At 30.9% G+C, this 17303-nt stretch carries 16 protein-coding genes; 6 read left to right on the top strand and 10 right to left on the bottom strand.

All coding sequences use genetic code 11. The features are described 5' to 3' along the window. Position 1 precedes the first annotated feature (1 nt). The 8 genes from N2251_RS05740 to rlmD all read right to left on the bottom strand — a co-directional run bounded on the left by N2251_RS05740 (position 2) and on the right by rlmD (position 6775). The gene (locus N2251_RS05740; protein ID WP_260585766.1) at positions 2-862 is read right to left on the bottom strand and encodes a substrate-binding domain-containing protein; all 861 of its coding nucleotides are present in this window, start codon (positions 860-862) and stop codon (positions 2-4) included. After that, complete coding sequence (locus N2251_RS05735; RefSeq protein ID WP_260585765.1) at positions 863-1732, bottom strand: nucleoside phosphorylase; 870 nt, start codon at positions 1730-1732, stop codon at positions 863-865. Continuing rightward, the gene (locus N2251_RS05730) at positions 1733-2677 is read right to left on the bottom strand and encodes a DUF1835 domain-containing protein (protein WP_260585764.1); all 945 of its coding nucleotides are present in this window, start codon (positions 2675-2677) and stop codon (positions 1733-1735) included. Between the two features lie 145 nt (positions 2678-2822). After that, entirely contained in the window at positions 2823-3146 is a 324-nt protein-coding gene (locus N2251_RS05725; protein ID WP_260585762.1) for a translation initiation factor, read from the bottom strand. Between the two features lie 4 nt (positions 3147-3150). Then, complete coding sequence (locus N2251_RS05720) at positions 3151-4098, bottom strand: isopenicillin N synthase family dioxygenase (protein WP_260585761.1); 948 nt, start codon at positions 4096-4098, stop codon at positions 3151-3153. A 60-nt stretch (positions 4099-4158) separates the two neighbouring features. Beyond that, entirely contained in the window at positions 4159-4857 is a 699-nt protein-coding gene (locus N2251_RS05715) for a DUF6048 family protein (RefSeq protein ID WP_260585759.1), read from the bottom strand. Then, on the bottom strand, positions 4838-5317 hold the full coding sequence (locus N2251_RS05710) for a DUF6452 family protein (protein ID WP_260585757.1): 480 nt from the start codon (positions 5315-5317) through the stop codon (positions 4838-4840). The genes N2251_RS05715 and N2251_RS05710 overlap by 20 nt, the downstream gene beginning before the upstream one ends. Before the next feature lie 6 nt (positions 5318-5323). Beyond that, the gene (gene rlmD, locus N2251_RS05705; RefSeq protein ID WP_260585755.1) at positions 5324-6775 is read right to left on the bottom strand and encodes a 23S rRNA (uracil(1939)-C(5))-methyltransferase RlmD; all 1452 of its coding nucleotides are present in this window, start codon (positions 6773-6775) and stop codon (positions 5324-5326) included. A gap of 172 nt (positions 6776-6947) precedes the next feature. Here rlmD and rocD point away from each other — a divergent pair, with 172 nt between their 5' ends. Then, positions 6948-8192 (top strand): ornithine--oxo-acid transaminase, encoded by a 1245-nt coding sequence (gene rocD / locus N2251_RS05700; RefSeq protein ID WP_260585754.1) that lies wholly within the window; start codon positions 6948-6950, stop codon positions 8190-8192. A 198-nt stretch (positions 8193-8390) separates the two neighbouring features. On the opposite strand, the gene N2251_RS05695 is transcribed toward rocD, so the two are convergent. Both N2251_RS05695 and N2251_RS05690 read right to left on the bottom strand, forming a co-directional pair. Beyond that, positions 8391-11363 carry a DEAD/DEAH box helicase gene (locus N2251_RS05695; RefSeq protein ID WP_260585753.1) on the bottom strand — a complete coding sequence of 991 codons (2973 nt, stop codon included), beginning with the start codon at positions 11361-11363 and terminating at the stop codon, positions 8391-8393. A 289-nt stretch (positions 11364-11652) separates the two neighbouring features. Then, positions 11653-12369, bottom strand: a complete 717-nt coding sequence (locus N2251_RS05690) for an RDD family protein (protein ID WP_260585752.1) — start codon at positions 12367-12369, stop codon at positions 11653-11655. A gap of 118 nt (positions 12370-12487) precedes the next feature. On the opposite strand from N2251_RS05690, the gene N2251_RS05685 reads away from it, so the two are divergent. From N2251_RS05685 to N2251_RS05665, 5 genes are read left to right on the top strand one after another with little or no spacing between them, the layout of a single operon-like run. Further along, positions 12488-13465: a stage II sporulation protein M gene (locus N2251_RS05685; protein ID WP_260585751.1), complete on the top strand. Its 978-nt coding sequence runs from the start codon at positions 12488-12490 to the stop codon at positions 13463-13465. Further along, positions 13458-14309: a hypothetical protein gene (locus tag N2251_RS05680; protein ID WP_260585750.1), complete on the top strand. Its 852-nt coding sequence runs from the start codon at positions 13458-13460 to the stop codon at positions 14307-14309. Before N2251_RS05685 ends, N2251_RS05680 begins: the two co-directional genes overlap by 8 nt. Before the next feature lie 52 nt (positions 14310-14361). Then, positions 14362-15048 carry a DUF4129 domain-containing protein gene (locus N2251_RS05675; RefSeq protein WP_260585749.1) on the top strand — a complete coding sequence of 229 codons (687 nt, stop codon included), beginning with the start codon at positions 14362-14364 and terminating at the stop codon, positions 15046-15048. 4 nt (positions 15049-15052) lie between these two features. Continuing rightward, positions 15053-16285 carry a DUF4350 domain-containing protein gene (locus tag N2251_RS05670; protein ID WP_260585748.1) on the top strand — a complete coding sequence of 411 codons (1233 nt, stop codon included), beginning with the start codon at positions 15053-15055 and terminating at the stop codon, positions 16283-16285. Between the two features lie 11 nt (positions 16286-16296). Next, positions 16297-17301 (top strand): AAA family ATPase, encoded by a 1005-nt coding sequence (locus N2251_RS05665; protein WP_260585747.1) that lies wholly within the window; start codon positions 16297-16299, stop codon positions 17299-17301. Positions 17302-17303 lie beyond the last annotated feature (2 nt).

The following is a 17303-nucleotide window of genomic DNA, read 5'->3' as shown; positions in this document are numbered from 1 at the left end:
ATCAAATATACATATTTCTAATTAATTCATTAGAATCTTTCTTCGAATCAATAACGTTAAAGCCTAGCATTTTATTTTGTATGCCAGTAATTAAATTTTCTGTGACAGGTTTACCATCAGTCCATTCGGTAATAGATAACCATTCTTGAATATCTTCTAATTGCTGTTCGTATCTGATAGCTAAAGTTTTATCAATATTTTCGATATTTTTAAAATCACTAGTACAGCTATTAACAATGTCTAAAACTTTTTTTACTTCTTCAAAATTGTTTTCTAAAACTTCATTACGAACCGCTACAACAAAACATGGCCATGGAGTAGGGCAATCTCCTAAACGCCTAAAGGTATTATTATCAACCAAAGGCTTTGTTGTAAAATGCTCCCACATAAAATAATCTGCATCTCCGTTTGTTAGTGCGTCAATACCACCTTGTAAATCGCCAACAACTTTAAATTTTAGTTTATCAATATCCCAGCCATTATTATGAGCATTTACAATTGCCATTAAATGTGAGCCAGAACCAAAACGACTTATAGCTACAGTGGCATTTTCTAAATCTTCAATTTTTTTAAATTTAGATTTATGACCAACATGAATTCCCCAAATTAAAGGACTTTTTACAAAGGTTTGTGTTATTTTAGATGGATTACCATTAATGATATCTTTAATAATTCCTTCGGTTAACACAATGGCAATATCCACATCACCAGAGCGCAATGCTTTACACATTTGACCAGTACCCCCAGGATAATCTTGCCAGCGTAAATTGATATTTTGGTTTGTGAATTCTTTGTTTTTTAAGGTAATATACCAAGGGTAATTAAAGTGTTCTGGTACGCCACCGATTTTTAAATTTAGCATTTATTCTACTAATTTATCTAATGTATATGTAATTAAGTCAGCAACAACTTTGCTAGGGTCTTCGCTAAAAGTACCATTTGCTCTATTAGCAATTATAGCGTTCATTGAAGCGGCATTATGACCTAATAGTTTTGATAGACCATATATAGCAGAAGTTTCCATTTCTAAATTGGTAATTCTGTTTTCATTATGACTAAAGCTATCTATTTTTTTATTTAAATCTCCATCTTGTAAAGCTAAACGTAACACACGACCTTGTGGTCCGTAAAAACCACCTGCAGTTGCAGTAATACCTTTAAAAACCTTGTTAGATATTAATTTTTCTTCTAAGTTTTTTCCGTTTGAAACAACTAAAGGATGTGATTTTTTAGCACTCCAATTAGTATGTGTTATAAAAGCTTTCTCAATTTCTGGATGAGCAATTTCTGCAGTTTGATATGATAATAACATTCCGTTTAAATCGATCGCATGAGAGCTTAGTAAAAAACTATTTACAGGAATATCAGCTTGTAAAGAACCTGAAGTTCCGATACGCGTAATATTTAATTGGGTGTGCGTTTCTTTTATTTTGCGTGTTTTTAAATTGATGTTAACCAGCGCATCTAATTCATTTAAAACAATATCAATATTATCAGGTCCAATTCCGGTAGAAATTACGGTTAATCGTTTTCCTTTATAAGTTCCTGTAGTTGTTTTAAATTCACGTTTTTGAGTAGTAAATTCTATGGTATCAAAATGCTGGGTAACTTTATCTACTCGGTATTGATCACCTACAAAAATAATATCGTTAGCAATATGTTCTGGTCTTAAATTTAGATGATATATGCTTCCATCAGGATTTAAGATAAGCTCAGAATGTTGAATATTCATTTATGATGTAATTTTTAGCAGCCTATTTGTAGTATTTACATATAAGTAGCTATATTTTTTAGCCCCGCCAAGATACGAAAAATCAGAACGTATTTTACCATAATAATTTGTTTGTTGATGTAATACTTGTTTACCTACTTTACTTAGTTTAACAGGATTAAAAGAGGTGAACATTTTTTTTAATTGATCAACTTTATTAAAATATTGAGAATCACTAAATCCGTAATTTTCTTGATTGATTAGCAGTTCATTAACCAGTTGGTTTTTACTTTCAAATTGATTATTTTTTACTGTTTTTAAAATGTTATTTTCAACATGATTTAATCCGTTTTCAATTGATGGAAAGCGTAAAAGGTGATTTTTTATGGCTTCTTCTAAATAACTGAAAGTTGTATTTGTGTGTAGTTTGTAAGCGTTTTCTAACTGTAATGGACTGTCAGAACAGTACAATTGCCAAATATAATCGGCATACTCAATATCGTCTTTAGTTAGTGTAATTTTATTTGTGTAGTGTTCTTTTAGTTGTGCATCAGAAAGCTCTCCTAAACCTAATAATTTATCTTGATTTTCAACTTTACCGCTACATACTAAAGATATCTGACGGTCTTTTCTATAACGTTTTAGCCAACTAATTACAGCAAGCATGTTTACTTGACAAAATAAATCGTACTCAAACCATAATATAATTTCATCTTGTGCTTTCTCATTACAAAGATTACGATATTCTTTTACCGTATAATCTATAAATTTTTGTTTAGAAATTTTATAGGAAGATTTTAAAAAGTCGAAACGTGTTCTCCAAAAATTTTCACTACCAACATCAACAGTCGTTTTTCCTTCACATAACATTTCGCGCCATGTAATTATTTTGCCGTCTAAGTTTAAATTTTGAAGTCTTTTAGTAGTAATATCTCCGTTTGTAATATGTAATTTAGGGGAAGCCATATTGATAGGAATTTAGTTAAATGTTTGATTTTCTATATAATAACGTTCATTTGATGACGTTATTATTAATTAATTGTTTTTTTTACATTTTTTTATAAAAAACAAAAGATGTCAAGAATTTAAATCCTTGACATCTTTATTATTGTTAACCTCCAACGCGTTTTACGTTAAAGCCTTTATCTTTTAATATTTGCATTATTTTATCACGATAATCTCCTTGAATAATTATTTTATCGTCTTTAAAACTTCCGCCAACACTTAGGGTTGTTTTAATTTCTTTGGCTAGTTTTTTAAAATCTTGCGTAGCGCCTGTATAACCATCTAAAATCGTAATTGGTTTTCCTTTGCGTTTTTCATATTTACAAAGTATTGGGTCATCTTGTAACCAAATTTCTGATTTCTCTGCTACCTTTACTTCCGTTTCTTTGTGTTCTGGAAATAAATTTTTTAATTGATCGTGTAAATCCATTGTATTATTTTTTCAATCCTAATTCACGTAAACGTTCATCTAAAAATTCACCTGCTGTAATATCATCAAATTTCTTCGGATTGTTTTCATCGATACAATTTTCTAAAACATCTAATTTCATTTCAGAAACTGGGTGCATAAAAAACGGAATTGAGTAACGAGAAGTTCCCCATGATTCTTTAGGAGGATTTGTAACTCTATGTATCGTAGATTTTAATTTATTATTACTGTGACGAGATAACATATCACCTACATTAATCATTAATTCATCCGGTTGTGCAACAGCATCAATCCAATCTCCTTTATGGTTTTGAACTTGTAATCCTTTTCCTTGCGCTCCCATTAATAAAGTGATTAAATTAATGTCTCCATGGGCAGCAGCTCTTTCAGCTCCTTTAGGCTCTGATTGAATAGGAGGATAGTGGATTGGACGTAAAATGCTATTTCCGTTCTTAATATAATTGTCGAAATAAGTTTCATCTAAATTTAAATGCAAAGCTAAAGAACGCAACACGTATTTTGCTGTTTTCTCTAACATTTGATAGGTCATTTTACCTACTTCATTAAATTTAGCAAGTTCTTCAACGTTTACATTATCAGGATATTCGTTTGCATATTTAGAAGCAGCGTCTACATATTGTCCGAAATGCCAGAATTCTTTTAAATCGCCTTCTTTTTTTCCTTTAGCACTTTCTTTACCAAAAGACACGTAACCTCTTTGGCCGCCAATACCCGGAATTTCATATTTCTCTTTTACATTTGTAGGTAAGTCGAAAAAGTTTTTTATTTCGGTATATAAATTATCAACTAATTCGTCGTCTAAGAAATGTCCTTTTAAAGCAACGAATCCGATATTCTCATAAGCGTCACCAATCTCATCGATGAATTTTTGTTTTCTATTTTTATCATCTGATAAAAAGTCTGCTAAATTTACGCTTGGAATTTTATTCATTGTTAATAAGTTTGATTATTTAAAGTGTAAAGTTAGTGAAACCAACTGTAAGCTCTAAAATTACTTATTAACAAAAGGTATTAGGTATGAGATTGTATAATTAAACCCAAAACCGGTATTACTTTCAAAAACACGATTAAAACCAGGTGCGTATAATGTTTTAAAATTCTTTTGATCGTCTAGACTTAACATTACTTTGTAAGAAAATCCACCACTTAAAAATAAGTTTTTTAAAACCTCGACTTTTATACCTAGTTGAAATTCAGTCCAATGAGCGGTTAATCCTGTTTCTGTAATTGGAGCTTCAATAGTGTTAGACGGAAAATAAGTACTACCTACGTTTGTTTTGTAGCTATTTAAAGTCTGATCGAAAAGAGCAAAACCATAACGCATACCTACATAAATTTCGTTATTCATGTCTAACCAATTTTGATAAGCATTAAAGTTTGCACCAAGTCTTATAAAGCTTCCTTTTGATGTTGATTTGGTAAAATCTTCAAAGGTTATTTCCTCTTCATAACCAAGCTCGGTAGCTACATACCATTTTTTAGAAATGCGATAATCCGCTACCAATTCTAATCCGCTATAACTTTTATCAACGATTGCTAATACAGGTCTGCTAATATCAACACCTAAACGTAATCCGTAACCTGTTTTATAAGTTATACTATCCTTTTTAGCTTCAGAAGTTTCTTTTTTTTGTGAATACCCATTTGCATAAATCACAACCAAACAGAGACTAATAATATACTTGTACATGCGCTTTTGTTTGATTATTAATATTTGTAATTGTTGAAGTAGATAAATTGTCAATCCAACTTGTATGTGTTAGTTCTACATCATTAAAAATAACTCTATATCCGCAAGAACGAGAAATATAATCGTCTTCTGGAGTATATTTTATAGTAAGTGTTGCTATTTTATTATTGATGGCTAAATTATCTGTTTCATTCATTTTTAAAGTATAAATAGTTTCTGTGGCTAAACTATTTAACGGAATTGCGATACTATCGGTAGTTTGATTTGTAAAAAGACTATCCGTTTTACCTTGTGCAATTAAAGAGAATCGTTGTACCTGCTTTAACTGAAAAACATCGTCTTTATCGTAAAAACGCAACACTAAATTGGGTGTTACAGGATTTTGAACACAGAAATCATCTTTTTCGCAAGATGAAACTCCTATTAAAAGAAGAATGAAAGGAAAGATGTATTTTTTCATAGCGGTTTATTTTTCAAATAAAACAACAGTTTCAATATGTGCTGTATGTGGAAATTGATCTACTAAACTAATTTTTTTAATAGTATAACCAGCTTCCATTAATTGTTCTGTATCACGAGCTTGTGTAGCAGGGTTACAAGAAACATAAACCATTCTATCAGCATTTAATCGAATGATTTTTCGTAATGTTTTTGGCGCAATACCAGCACGAGCAGGGTCTAAAATGATTGTTTTTATTTTATTCTGATATTGTGGGTGTTCTAATAAAAACTTACCAACATCCGCAGCATAAAACTGTAAACCTTCAATATTATTTCGTTTGGCGTTCTTTTTTGCATCTTCAATTGCTGAAGCTACAATATCTACACCAACTATTTTCGCATTTTCGCTTCTTGAAGCTAAAATCTGACCGATTGTTCCCGTACCACAAAACAAGTCCATTACCACAGTATTATCAATAGCTTCTTTATTTTCTAAAGCATAATCGATAACTTTAGTATACAGTTTTTCGGCAGATTTAGGGTTTGTTTGAAAAAAGCTTTTCATACTTATTTCAAAATTTAAACCTAATAATTCTTCTACAATTTTATCTTTTCCAGTAACTAGTTCTATACTTCCAGATGTAGCGATTGTTCTATCACCAATTTCATCATTTATAGTGTGTAATAAACCCGCTAAACGTTCTCCAAAAATATCTTTTAAGAATGTAGAAAATGCTTGCATGTCAAATTTTGGTAAATCGTAAGAAGTGGTTACTAAGTTGAATAATAATTCGTTTGTTTTGTATGATTTACGTACTACAAAATACCTAAAAAAACCTTCTTTTTTAGGTCCATGCCAAGGTGCTAAACCAGTTTTTTCGCAATATTCGCGAATCACTTTTAAATTATCTTCTACTTGCGCGTCGAATAATCCAGAATCCTTGTTTAAATTGTCACCCATCCACCAAACACCACGACGTTTAAATCCTAAGGTAAAAAAGTCAGCATCTGTTTTATTTGCTCTATCGTAACCAATAGCAGAAAAACCATACTCCATTTTATTTCGGTAGTGAAATACATTTGGCGAAGTAATAAATTCATCAAATAAATCTTCAATATTTTCAACTTTACCAATACGTTTAAATAAAGATAACGTACTTTCTTTTTTATATTGATGTTGTAGATCGATAGGTAATTGAATATAAGGCGCACCAGGAATGTCTTGAAACGGAACTTCAACTTCATCTTCAGAAGGTTCTAAAACATCTATTAATTTTGCTTCAGCATATTTTTTACTCGATTTACTAATCTGAACTTTTACCAATTGGCCTGGTAATGTATTAGGAACAAAAACAACAAAGCTTCCTTCTTCAGAATGAATTCTTGCAATTCCTTTTCCGCCAAAGGCATAATTTTCAATTTTTAATTCTAAAACTTGATTTTTCTTAACAAACTTATTTCGTTCTCTACGTGGCATTGTAAACTCTAATTTATGGTTGGCAAAATTAAGGAAAGATATTTTATATTTAGTAAATTGCAGCAATTTTAGGGATGATTTCTTTCCCACGCTGAATTTTCGACACTTTTCGGAAGGATAAAGGTAGATAAGAAATGGATTTTATATTCATTAATTAAAAACTTATTTTAAAATGGCTGTTTTAGACCAATTAACTTCGCAGCAAGCGATTGAATTAGAGAACAAATACGGAGCACATAATTATCACCCGCTACCAGTAGTACTAAGTAAAGGTGAAGGTGTATATGTGTGGGATGTAGAAGGTAAAAAGTATTATGACTTTTTATCGGCATATTCTGCAGTAAACCAAGGGCATTGTCATCCAAAAATTGTTGGAGCAATGGTAGAACAAGCAAAGACACTTACTTTAACTTCTCGTGCATTTCATAATGATATGTTAGGTAAGTATGAAAAATTTGCTACAGAACTTTTTGGTTTTGATAAATTATTACCAATGAATACTGGTGCAGAAGCGGTTGAAACAGCTTTAAAACTATGTAGAAAATGGGCATATGAAGTAAAAGGGATTAATGAAAATGATGCACAAATAGTAGTTTGTGAAAACAATTTTCATGGGCGTACGACAACGATTATTTCTTTTTCAAATGATCCTGTAGCTCGTAAGAATTTTGGACCGTTTACAAACGGGTTTATCAAAATAGAATATAATAACTTAAAAGCTTTAGAAGAAACTTTAGAAAGTGATAAGAATATTGCTGGTTTCTTAGTAGAACCAATTCAAGGTGAAGCTGGAGTATATGTTCCTTCTGAAGGATATTTAGCAGCAGCAAAAGCATTGTGTGCAAAACATAATGTATTGTTTATTGCTGATGAAGTGCAAACAGGAATTGCACGTACAGGTAAAATGTTAGCGATTGACCATGAAAATGTTAAAGCGGATATTTTGATTTTAGGAAAAGCTATTTCTGGTGGAGCATATCCTGTTTCAGCTGTTTTAGCAGATGATAGCATAATGAATGTTATTAAACCAGGAAACCATGGTTCTACTTTTGGAGGGAATCCAATTGCTGCAGCAGTAGCAACAGCTGCTTTAGAAGTTATACAAGATGAAAATTTAGCAGCGAATGCTGAAAAATTAGGAAAAATTTTTAGAGCTGAGTTAGCAGAGTTTGCAAACGAATCTGATTTAGTAATATCAGTAAGAGGTAAAGGATTATTGAATGCTGTTTTAATTAACGATACTGAAGAAAGCTCTACCGCTTGGGATATTTGTATGAAATTACGTGATAATGGATTATTAGCAAAACCAACACATGGTAATATTATTCGTTTTGCACCACCTTTAGTAATGACGGAAGTGCAATTAATGGAATGTATAGATATTATTAAGAAAACAATTTCTGGGTTTAAAAAATAATCCTTAAATTTTTGAATATAAAAGAGGAACGATTTTAATCGTTCTTCTTTTTTTGTGTTTTTGTTTTCTAAAGGATAAAAAAGGTTTTATAGTTAAAGACAAAACTTAATAAATAGGCTTAGCCCCGATTGTAGTACTTGTTTGAGCTCCTCGCAGAGAGCGAGTACGGAAAGCGGGAAACAGCTTCAAATAAATATTTTAACTCACCGTTTCGTAAATATTTAAATGCTTTTTTAAAATACCTGAAGGTGTGTTTTTTGTCTCATCAAAAATTCGAGTATCACCGAATAAAATAAAGCTTTCTTTGGCTCTAGAAACGGCTACATTTAACATATTTGGTTTGTTGTCTTTTTCGAAAAACATAGTACCTTCATCTTCGTTAGAATATACCGAACTGAACAATATAATGTTTCTTTCAGCACCTTGTAAAGCATGTACGGTACCTAATTTTATATTATTTACCTTAAACCCGGCTTCGGTTAATGCTTTAGACAATTCACCTTTCTGACTCGCAAATGGGGTAATGATACCTAAAACACTTTCGATTGTTTCAACATTATAGGCTTCTTGTATCTTTTCTTTATTTTGTTGTAGCCAGGTTATAATGGCTTTTACTTCGTTTATATTGCAACGGCTGTTAAATTTACGTTCGCTAAAACCTTCTACATGATATGCCATCATTGATGGGAAAACTTGATTGTCTTTTGCTTTTCCCTTCATGGGTTTTAAAATACCGTTGTAAGCAAGTTCGTTGCAAAAACTAATAATTTCATCGTTACATCTTCGGTGTTCTAATAAGACCAATCCTTGTTCTTTTTCAGTAGCTAAAGGTGTTTCGAACTCACAGGCATTTTGTGCCATTTTCATAATGCTACCGCTTGATGCTAAAAAGCCCATTTTTGTTAAATAATCTTCATCATTTTCATTTTGAAGCATGTTTAAACTGGTTAAATTACCAACATCAATTTTTTGAGGAATAGACCAAATAGGTTCAATTTGCTTTAAATCACCTATCACAAAAGCTTTTTGAGCCAATGAAAATACAGGAATACTAACTTCTGGAGTTACCTGACCGGCTTCATCAATAATTAAAAGATCTAAGAAATTGTATAAAGGCAAATACTCAAAAATAGGTTTTCCGTTTTCATCTTCTCCTTGAAATTGACTGTATAAAAAATGACTAGGAGCCATATAAAAAGTAGCCACAAAACAAGGTGTTAACATTGCTCTGCGCTTCCATTTATTCTTAATAGCATTTTCTCCTGTTCCTTTTTCGGTATTGTTTTCAAAAGCATCTTTTGTAGCTAATAACCAACGCGCTTCCCAATAATGAACTGCTAATAAAAAAGCTTTATGACGTAATTCCATATCAATCTCATCATAAAAAAAACGCTGCGAGTTGTCTTTAGAACTTATTTTTTCATATTCATTGGTCCACATTTGTTCTTCTGAAACAAAAGGAAATCCTTTAATTTTGTTTTCTGCTTTCCAGTTTTTTAATTTTAGATTTGCTTGTAGCGCTAAGTTTAAATTAGCGATGCATTCTTTAATAAAAGCAATTGTTTTGTTGTTACTAGCAATGATATCTTCAGTGATTTTGAAAATAAAATCCTGACTGTTTTCAGCAATATCAGTTTTAAAATATTTTTTTACCTGATCAATAAAATCGGCTTGTTTTGTGGCTGATTTTAAATTGGTAAGTATGGTTCGCCATTCTTTAAGACTTCCTATTTTAAAAGCATCTTTTTGAATGTAATCGGCTTCTTTTATAAGAATGTTATTAATGTAATTGATGGAAGTTATATAGTCGGCAGAAAACTGAACTCCGTCAATTAATTTATCTTCAATGGTAATAATTTCGTTTTGTAATGCATCGCAAACATCTTCTAACGAATTTGTTTCTGCATTAAAATAATTACAATAGTTTGTTAAAAAGTAATATTCGGCTTCGTTTAAGTATTTTTCATCTTCTAGATTACATAAAGTACCTTCATTACCAAACATATTTCCTTTTAAGAAGTTGATGTTTTTTAAGGCTTTTTCACTTTTAGAGTTTGAAGGCAAATAGGTTGCGTATCCGTTAAAATCAGGAATCCAACGGGCTGCTAATTCTTCCATCGAGCTTTCAGAATTAACAAAACTATCAATAATATTGGTAACTGCTTGGTTGTTGTTAGAGCAAGCTAAAATTACAGGAGCATCTTGTCCTGCAATCGCCGCTTTTACAAATTCGGTAGCTACTAAACTTTGTAAAAGTGTTGTTTTTCCGGTTCCCGGAGGTCCGTTTACCGCAGTAACCGCATTTTCTTCGGCGGTTAAATAAGAGAGCAACGTTTTACGCTGACTTACAGATAAAGGAAACTCATTAGACATTTGACCTAAATGCAAATGGTTGTAATTTAAAAAACCAGTATCGGTAACAGCTTCAATTCTGTTTTTTGCAGTAGGATCTATTATTTTTGATAAAATTGGTAATTCTTCTTCGTTTTTCAACAAGTTTTCATACAAGAAAAGAATACTTTTTGCGGTTGAAATTTTAGAACTAATGGCAAAATAAGTAAGTTGATATTTTGTCGTGTATCTTTCTATTTGATAATTATTTAAGTTACTATTGGTAATTGCCGAAAAGATATCGTTTATATAATTCCAGTATTCATCCCAGGGTACTATTTCATCGTCGTATTCAGTATATGGAGTTTCAAGTTCTTTAGCATCTAAAATAGTATCAATTTCAGAAAAAATGAAATCATTTTTAACATCGGCAACCGGCGTTAAATAATTACGAACAATTAAAGGAAACAATTCTTTAGGAGCCGATAATTGTCCTGAACGATTTACAACGGCAGTAATCCAAAAAGGATGTATTGGGCGTTGTTTATACGTAGTGTTATCCGTTTGATATTCTAAATGAAAAGGAGAGATAAGTATTTTAGTTTCTTCAACTTTATACCACTTGTTACTGTCTTTTTTGGTGATTCCTTTTAAACGATTAATACGTCGTTCCTCGACATCTAATAATTCATTTGCTTGTTTAGAGTTGATGAGCGCATTGCTTAAATCTGAAGATTGTTGGTGAAATAAGTTCTTGATTTTAGAAATATCAATAGCCAGGTTTTCACTATCAGATAAGCTGTTTTTATAATATTGTAACCAGTTTTTTTCGTTTTTCATGCGCTGAAGAAATCCTGAATTTATAGATTGATAAGGAAGGCGAAAATAGCATATTAATCAACTTAAAAATGACTTGCCTTTGTCTTTTTATCAACCAAAAATCAACAATTTTTTAACTGATTCGTATTTAATGAAATAACAAATTGTTTTTTAAAACTGAAGAACATATAATAGTCTGTTCGAGTGCAGTCTAGAATTTTTAGGTTCTTAAAAAAGAGGCCTAGACTACGCTCGACCTGACAGTAAATGAAGTAAGATTGAATACTTTTATCTAATAATATAAGGCTATTTACTGCTGCGCGAAATAATGATAATCTTTAATAACGGTATCTATAAAATCCATCGGGTTTTGATCAGTAGTAATATTCGTTAACTCCTTAACCTTTATATGTAATTTTAGAATTACTTGATGGTTTCTTTTCTTTTTAGCGTCGTTGTACACTTTTTTAATAGTGTGAATATCGCTATCGCTAAGTAAAGTAACTTGTGAGTAAAGAGGTACGTAATTATCGTCAATATCATTGGCGATAGTATCTTTTAAGGTAATTCTTTTCTTTTCAGAAATAACAGTAGTTGACGCAGCTAAATCACCTAAACGTTGTCCTTTTCCGTTTAAAAGAATAGTTAAAACAGCAACCGATCCACCAGCTAAAGTAAAATCTATAATACGTAATAACCAACGTATTAGATAACTACCAAATGTTGGTTTAGATCCGTCTATCTTTACAACTCTGGTGCTATTAAAATATTTACCAGGTGTTTGTCCGTTCATTAAAACTTCAAAAAGTAAACTGTAAAAAAAAGCAGGTAAGCCTAATAGCATATATATGCTCATATATTTCATACTAGGAGCCATATTTAGCATTGCCATTATAAAAAACAGGATAATGTAATAACCAGCAATAAATAAAGCGTCTATTAAGTAAGAACCAATTCGGGTAGTAATATGTGCTACATTTTGATTTATTGAAATATTTTGAGCAGTTTCTATTTGAAAATTATCCATGAATTAGTTTTTCAATTTTTTATTGATTGTTCTTTCAACTTTTTTTAGTTTAGCGAAGATAAAAATATTCTATGATTAGAGACGTTTCTCTTAAAATTTGCTATAATTTTTTTTCTGAATGAGAGAAGCTGCCTTTGTAAAAAAAAATAAGGAGAAGTGGCAATTGTTTGAAGATGCTTTGTACAAGAAAACAAGCCTTTCTCCAGATAAATTATCTGACTTATATGTTGAGCTGACTGACGATTTAAGTTATGCTAAAACCTTTTATCCGAACGGTAATACAGTGGTGTATTTAAATTCGATAGGATCTGTAGCGCATCAAAAAATTTACAAAACTAAAAAAGAAAGTAAAAATAGGTTCATCAGTTTTTTTAAAACGGAGTTTCCTTTATCATTTTACAAACATCAAAAACAGTTGTTCATAGCCTTTGGTGTGTTTGCTTTTTTTAGTTTGGTTGGTGCTTTTTCTTCTGCTAATGATGTTGATTTTGTTCGCCTTATTTTAGGTGACAGTTATGTAAACATGACGTTAGAGAATATTGAAAAAGGCGACCCGATGGCAGTTTATAAAAAAGCCAACGAAGTAGATATGTTTATTGGTATTACCATTAATAATATAAAAGTAGCCATGTTTGCTTTTGTTTTAGGAATGCTATTTTCTGTAGGAACTTTATATATAATGATGCAAAACGGTATTATGTTAGGTTCGTTTTTGTATTTCTTTTACGATAAAGGATTGTTATGGGAATCGTCTCGTACGATTTGGATTCACGGTACCATAGAAATATCAGTAATTGTAATTGCAGGTTGTGCAGGCTTGGTTTTAGGAAACGGATTGTTGTTTCCCGAAACCTATTCTCGATTAGAATCTTTTAAAAGAAGTATGAAAGATGGATTAAAAATTATGGTAAGTACGATTCCGTTTTTTATCATCGCCGGATTTTTAGAAGGTTTTGTAACGCGCCATACCGAAATGCCAGATTGGTTAGCAATCACTATTATTTTAGCATCCTTAGCAAGTATTATATTTTACTACGTAATATACCCAATTCAACTACATAAAAAATCAATTATCAATCAACCAACTTATGAATAAAGAATACATACAATTTAAAAAAGAACGAGATTTAGGAGCCATTATCACCGATGCTTTTAAGTTTATACGATTAGAAGGGAAACAATTCTTTTTAACGATATTAAAAACAGCAGCAATTCCTATTTTAATAGCAGTAGCAGCAATGATATATTATATGATGTCTATCTCGTCATTAATGTCGCAAGATACAAGCGGTGCTATAGGAATGTTTGCAGCTATTTTAATAATGATGGTTGCATATTTAGTAGCATTTGTGTTTATCAATTTAGCAGGCATGCACTATATAAAATCATATATTGATAATAACGGAATTGTAAATCAAGAAGAAATTTCACGTAACACCAAAGAACGTTTTTGGTCTTTTATGGGGTTTGGTTTCTTGTCAGGAATTATACTTTTTATAAGTGTAATGTTATGTGTTTTTCCGATGTTTTATACTTGGACGGTTTTATCTTTAGGAGCGTCGATTTTAGTATTTCAAAATGAATCAGCAACTGATACAATCGGTAAATGTTTTAGTTTTGTAAGCGGACATTTTTGGGAAACTTTCGGAGTTATTATTGTTGTTAGTCTTTTAGTTGGAGTGCTAGGTTATATTTTTCAAATTCCAGCCGTGATATATCAATTTATACAAATGGGAATTGGGCTTAATAGCCAAGATCCAACAGCTATATTTGGCTTATTTAGTGATCCTATTTATTTGCTGCTAAATTTAGTTTCTATCGTAGGGCAATTAATGTTTTATGCTATCACTTTAGTAACCAACGTGTTTTTATATTTTGATATTAACGAACAGAAAAATTTAACAGGAACCATTGAAACAATTGATAGTTTAGGTCAATAATATTTTGAAACAGATTCTTTTTTACATACTATTCTTACTGTTTTCTCTTCAGATGTTTGCACAAACATCTGAAGAGAAAACAGTTCAGTTTGACACTGAATTTATCGAATTGAAAAAATTCGACAACAAAAAAATTGAGGCTTATAAAAAGCAAGATGCTTTTATATATGTAGTAGAAAAACGTGAACCTACTATTTTAGAAAAAGCATGGAATTGGTTTAAACGAACAATCAAAAAAGTATTGTCTTACCTTTTTGATGATATTTCGCCAGCCATGGGGTTTTTAAAATGGATTTTAAACGTTTTACCTTATGTAATTGCAGGTTTAGTATTGTTTTTAATTATTAAGTTTTTCTTAAAAGTAAATGCACGTAATATTATTGATGGTAAAAAAGCACAATCTATTGTAAACTTATCTGATGAAGAAGCGCTAATAAAAGAAAAGGATTTACCTGCGTTAATTAAAACGGCAATAACCAATGGGAATTTTAAATTAGCAACTCGTTATTACTATTTATTGTTACTGAAAAAATTATCAGAAAAAGAGCTGATTTCTTGGCAGCAAGAAAAAACAAATGAAGATTATATAAAAGAATTAGCCACAAATAAAAGTTTGTATAAAGAGTTTGAAACACTAACTCATTTATACGATTATGTTTGGTATGGAGAATTTTTAATTGATAAAGAAAAGTTTTTAAAAGCAGAAATGAACTTTAAAAAAGTGATTGCTAAAATTTAATAAGTTGGATAAAAAACTAAAAGTATATATTGGTTTATTGGTATTTATACTGCTTGGTATTGTATATATCGAGTCTATAAAACCAAAAGAAATTAATTGGTTTCCGAGTTATGATGCGAAGCATAAAATTCCGTACGGAACCTATGTGTTGCATAAACAAATGCCAGCGTTATTTGCTGATAAAAAAGTAAGAGATGTATATCAATCTCCCTATTTATTTTTAAAAGATTCCACCAATAAAGGAACTTATTTTTTTGTTGATGGAAAGCTGAATTTTGGTAAAGAGGAGTTTAACGAATTACTAAAATTTGTAGAAACAGGAAATGATGTTTTTATAGCGACCAACGGTATTCATATTGATACACTTAATGTTAAAACAAAACAATTAAGTACTACAGCTTTTGAAGAAAAAGCATATCAAAAACTCGTAAATAAAAATTTAAACACCAACGAATATCATTTTGATAGAGATTTCTCGAAAGCCTATTTTTCTAAAATAGATACCTTAAAAACAACTGTTTTAGGCGAATTGTTAATCAGAAATGAAAAAGATTCCGTTGTAAGTCGTAAACCAAATTTTATTAAAACCAAATTCGGAAAAGGTACTTTTTACTTGCATACATTTCCGCAGGCATTTACCAACTACAACATGCTTTTAGATACTAATTACACCTATGTAGCAAGTGTATTATCGTATTTGAATGTTAATAAAAAGAATAGTTCAAGCGGACAAAACTCAGGAACTAGTAATAAAGCTACAATTCTTTGGGATGCGTATTACAAAACAGGAAAAAGCGGAATTTCTTCACCAATGCACTACATTTTAAGCTCTAAACATTTAAAATGGGCCTATTATATAGCATTAATAGGCGTTTTGTTTTTTGTGATTTTTAAAGGAAAAAGAAATCAGCGATTAATTCCTGTAATTACGCCTTTAAAAAATCAGACTTTAGCATTTACACGCACTATTGCGAATATGTATTATGAAAAATCAGATCATAAAAATATAGCTACGCATAAAATAAATTACTTTTTAGAATATATAAGAATTACACACCGATTATCAACCTTAAAAATTGATGCTTCTTTTTATGAAAAATTAGCAAGCAGAAGTGGTAATTCATTAGAGAAGGTAGAGAAATTATTTATAAAAATTGATAGCATAAATGCTAAAGATAAAATTTCTCAAGAAGAGTTGATTGCATTAAATAAAGCAATTGAAGAGTTTAAAGCATAAAAAATAAAATTATGAATACAGATAATAACCCAACACCAGAAGAAAAAGAACTATTTTCAAGCAGAATAGATTTATCAAAATTAAAAGAAGCAGTTGTTAAGATAAAAGAACAGTTAGCGAAAGTAATTGTTGGTCAAGAAGATTTTATTGAATTGTTATTGGTTTCGTTATTAGCAGACGGACATGTATTGATTGAAGGTGTGCCAGGAGTTGCAAAAACAGTTACTGCAAAGTTATTAGCAAAAACCATAGCTACCGATTTTAGTAGAATTCAGTTTACCCCGGATTTAATGCCTTCGGATGTATTAGGAACGTCTATTTTAAACATGAAAACATCTAATTTCGAATTTAAAAAAGGCCCAATTTTCTCTAATATTGTATTGATTGATGAAATAAACAGAGCGCCTGCAAAAACACAAGCAGCGTTGTTTGAGGTGATGGAGGAAAAGCAAATTACAATGGATGGTGAACGTTATGTTATGAATCCGCCATTTATGGTTTTAGCAACTCAAAACCCAATAGAGCAGGAGGGAACATACGCATTGCCAGAAGCACAGTTAGATCGTTTTTTATTCAAAATAAATGTTGGATATCCGAATTTAGAAGAGGAGATTAAAATAATCACTGCTCATAATGACAGAAAAGGAGCATTGCCACAATCTAAAATTGAGGCTGTTTTAACGGAAACTGATTTATTAGAATACAGAAGCAAGGTTTTTGAGGTATTGGTAGAAGAAAAAATTATAAAATACATTGCGCAACTAATTTCAAATACACGTAATAATGCACACTTGTATTTAGGAGGTTCGCCAAGAGCAAGTATTGCTGTTTTAATGGCTTCGAAAGCTTTTGCAGCAATTAACGGACGTGATTTTGTGATTCCTGAAGATGTGAAAAAGAGTATTTATCCGGTATTGCGTCATCGAATTATGTTAACTCCCGAACGTGAAATGGAAGGGATGACAACAGATAAGGTTATTGAGATGATTGTTCAATCTGTAGAAGTTCCGAGATAGTG

Origin of the sequence: Tenacibaculum haliotis (assembly GCF_025215075.1) — a bacterium.
Classification (GTDB): Bacteria; Bacteroidota; Bacteroidia; order Flavobacteriales; family Flavobacteriaceae; genus Polaribacter; species Polaribacter haliotis_B.
The sequence above is the reverse complement of the archived record's forward strand: the minus strand, read 5'-3'. Positions and strand labels throughout refer to the sequence as shown.

Coding starts and splice junctions, on each gene's coding strand:
- N2251_RS05710 (WP_260585757.1), bottom strand. CDS start 5,317: ATGAAAAAATACATCTTTCCTTTCATTCTTCTTTTAATAGGAGTTTCA.
- N2251_RS05730 (WP_260585764.1), bottom strand. CDS start 2,677: ATGGCTTCCCCTAAATTACATATTACAAACGGAGATATTACTACTAAA.
- N2251_RS05695 (WP_260585753.1), bottom strand. CDS start 11,363: ATGAAAAACGAAAAAAACTGGTTACAATATTATAAAAACAGCTTATCT.
- N2251_RS05685 (WP_260585751.1), top strand. CDS start 12,488: ATGAGAGAAGCTGCCTTTGTAAAAAAAAATAAGGAGAAGTGGCAATTG.
- N2251_RS05680 (WP_260585750.1), top strand. CDS start 13,458: ATGAATAAAGAATACATACAATTTAAAAAAGAACGAGATTTAGGAGCC.
- rlmD (WP_260585755.1), bottom strand. CDS start 6,775: ATGCCACGTAGAGAACGAAATAAGTTTGTTAAGAAAAATCAAGTTTTA.
- N2251_RS05665 (WP_260585747.1), top strand. CDS start 16,297: ATGAATACAGATAATAACCCAACACCAGAAGAAAAAGAACTATTTTCA.
- N2251_RS05675 (WP_260585749.1), top strand. CDS start 14,362: ATGTTTGCACAAACATCTGAAGAGAAAACAGTTCAGTTTGACACTGAA.
- rocD (WP_260585754.1), top strand. CDS start 6,948: ATGGCTGTTTTAGACCAATTAACTTCGCAGCAAGCGATTGAATTAGAG.
- N2251_RS05735 (WP_260585765.1), bottom strand. CDS start 1,732: ATGAATATTCAACATTCTGAGCTTATCTTAAATCCTGATGGAAGCATA.
- N2251_RS05720 (WP_260585761.1), bottom strand. CDS start 4,098: ATGAATAAAATTCCAAGCGTAAATTTAGCAGACTTTTTATCAGATGAT.
- N2251_RS05715 (WP_260585759.1), bottom strand. CDS start 4,857: ATGTACAAGTATATTATTAGTCTCTGTTTGGTTGTGATTTATGCAAAT.
- N2251_RS05740 (WP_260585766.1), bottom strand. CDS start 862: ATGCTAAATTTAAAAATCGGTGGCGTACCAGAACACTTTAATTACCCT.
- N2251_RS05725 (WP_260585762.1), bottom strand. CDS start 3,146: ATGGATTTACACGATCAATTAAAAAATTTATTTCCAGAACACAAAGAA.
- N2251_RS05690 (WP_260585752.1), bottom strand. CDS start 12,369: ATGGATAATTTTCAAATAGAAACTGCTCAAAATATTTCAATAAATCAA.